The sequence below is a fragment of the Anaerobiospirillum sp. NML120511 genome, assembly GCF_023050955.1.
GTDB lineage: Bacteria > Pseudomonadota > Gammaproteobacteria > Enterobacterales > Succinivibrionaceae > Anaerobiospirillum.
Genome location: NZ_JALKIK010000092.1, coordinates 1 through 2,908 on the forward strand (window position 1 = coordinate 1; position 2,908 = coordinate 2,908).

The 2,908-nt window shown below is 47.4% G+C and carries 1 protein-coding gene; it reads left to right on the forward strand.

The window, feature by feature from the left end; translation table 11 throughout:
• Nucleotides 1–2,217, forward strand: a 2,217-nt coding sequence (locus tag MXE39_RS12735) for a transposase (RefSeq protein ID WP_247074206.1), incomplete at its 5' end; no start/stop codon positions are given.
• Between the last annotated feature and the right edge of the window lie 691 nt (nt 2,218–2,908).

Here is a 2,908-nt window from a genome sequence, read left to right on the forward strand (position 1 = left end):
GTTTCCCATATAACTGATACTTCTCAGCCTTATGCTGCGGTATGGAAAAGTAAAGATCCTGATATTCCGGCTGTTGCCTGTAACCTTTCATTCGGACGTGGTGTCTTCAGCCTTGAAGCAGCTGGTCAGATGTACTGGACTGATGTGGAAGCCGTGCTCAATGGCGGAAAGCTCATATACCTGAAGGAGATGATATCCGATGGCTACCCGGTCTATGTCTATGAGACATCAATGTATGGTATTGAGCTTTTCATGTGCCATGTCCATGGACGCAGTGAGTTTTTTAAGGCTGGCAATCCTAAGGCGCTCAACAGGTTTATCAAGAAGTTTGATAAGAATCATCGCATCAAGAAGATTAAGAGCTATCTGAAAGGAAACAACAGCAATATTGCCTGCTCCATTATTCTTTCGCTGTATAGTGCATTCTTTGCCATGGAGCAGAAAGTTCAGGCACTGCTTGAAGAGTCAAGAAACCTTAGTAACGGCAAAAACGTCACTGACGAGGACCTTGTCAAGGCTGAGGCCTGTCGTAAAGAGGCTGCCGCCCTGCGCTCTGGCCCTATGCGCGAGCTTATGAACTTCATCTATGATGTAATTGATACTATGAGGGAGCTCTATACATTTAAGAATGGCAAGTGGGTCAGCATCTCCAAGGGAAATGACTATGCAGCTGCCTGTGTGTATATGCTCAACAACAAGGAGTATTTTTACAATTGCCTTGATAATGTCGACATGGTTGTTCATAACAATGATACTGAGCAGGTTATGAGCCGCATCGCTTTACAGCGCAAGAATGGATACCTGACAGTATCTGTCAAAGGGGCTGAGCTTGATTGTGGTTCCCGTTCAGTTATTGAAACCCTTAAGGCTAACGGACTTGATATTACTCAAGGTCTGAGTAAATTGTCTCATGCTTCCTACAAACAGCTGTATACACTTGTCATGCATGATGAAGCCAGACAGGGTAAAATCGGCCTTAACAAGGAAGTAGACAATACTTACTCCACTGGTAACCTGATAATGCCTGACGAAAACCGTCTTCTTGAGATGCTGCCAGGCATAGACTTTGTGAAACTTATCCCGGTACTTTTTAATGAGACTGCTCAGGCCGCCATCAAAAATCTTGGAAACTCAGATGGCTCTGGTGAGGGTATTTACCAGAAGATCAATGACAGAGCCCATGAGCTCCTAATGGACTGGCTAAGCAGATATTATGAGCAGGAATTCCGCAAAACCTATGCTTCAATAGACGGCCATGAATCAGAGTTAAATGACCTTGCAGATGAATTTAACAGGGTGGCTGATGAGTATGAGAATCATGCACAATCATCCGCCGCTGCTTCAGGTGGTCAACATGATTCATACGCCGACCCAGACCATGGCACGTCGCCTGGGCCTGACATTGACCATGGGGAGAAGCCAGGACCTCAATCCGGGCAGGATCAGGATAATCAGACACAGTCATTATCTGAAGCAGAAGAGGAGGAAATCAATCAGACAGCTCGGTCGAACCAGATAATAGACATTGTTAAGAGGGCCAGAAATGCAAACAAGCGAGCCAGGATTAAGTCCAGTGAACTTGAGAGAGCTCTGACCGGAGAACTGGAAACTGACGCTGAAGCCGAAAACGCTAAAGCTGATGAATTTGCAAAGGAGTGTGGGCTGTTAGCTGATGATGAACATGACAGAGCCACGGGCAACCGCCCCCTTTCCGTTAAAAGCTTTTTGAGTTTTATAAACAATAAAATCGGTCACGTGATAGATAAATGTACATTGATGCAACATAATCTTGAAGGTGACACCAGCTCGGGAGATTATGATTTAAAGCTTGTTAAAGAGATCATCGAACCTGGTGTGCTCAAAAAGTTTACCAGTGAGCTTAATCTCCTTTCAAATACTGACAAGAGCCTGAGAAGCAGAGGCATGGCCGGGTCAAATATTTCATACGGCATAAACTTTTTGATCGACCATGTATCTGTAGCCTGGCATAACGCTCAGATGGCAACTGGAGAAAATCGTGAAGAACTCAGGAAGATTGCGGTCAACTGCATTAACTGGTTGTCAAGTTTTCTCAAGGACTGCAGAGAGCACATGAATATTGTGTTTTTCCAGATAGCTGAAGATGCCCGCTCAAGGAGCAATGCCATGGAAGACATGGTTAAAAGGATTGAGGACAGGATTATTGCCCTGCGCATATCACTTCCTCCAAGACCATAGTCGTCTCTTGAACCAAGACGCTTTCTAAAACATTTTATTGCCTGTCAGGTATGATTGACTACGTCTTCAGCAGCAGCTGTCAGACCGGTTGACCATGTCTGAACCAAAGTACTGATACCGTCTATTACCTCTGGGAAGGGATACCGACCCAGGGGTTTTGTGCGTCCGCTTCCTGCCATCGAACCACCTTTGCCTCTGAATCTAAAACCCCTGTCCTGAACGGTAAAATATTTTTCATCCCGCATTAGACAGGGATCTGTCACTATCGATTGGGTGTATAAGGCACCGCCTTTCCTCCAGACAGGTCGGGCCGGTCTGCCAGTTGCCAGCCACCGGATGCGTGAGCAGTCAGGGGACTGGCTTGCCAGTTATCCGCTCATCGGTCCCTCTACAAGTCAGGGCTGCGCGCCTACCGAGCATCCGGTCACCAGCCGTGCTACCTGTCATGGCAACCAGGCCTGCTGGCAATCCAGCCAGCGTCCGTGCCATCAGTCAGGGATGCCAGGCATGTTGGTCATCCGGTCACCGGGCGTGCTACCAGTCGGGGCAGCCCGGCCTGCAAGCCAAATATCCGACGGACATTCCACCCGTCATGCGGCCTGGGGGCTGCCATGCGGCATATCAACCCCTGTTCGCATGGCACTATTTTACCTAAGATAACAATCAATATGTTGCCGTCAAGGAAGCCTAC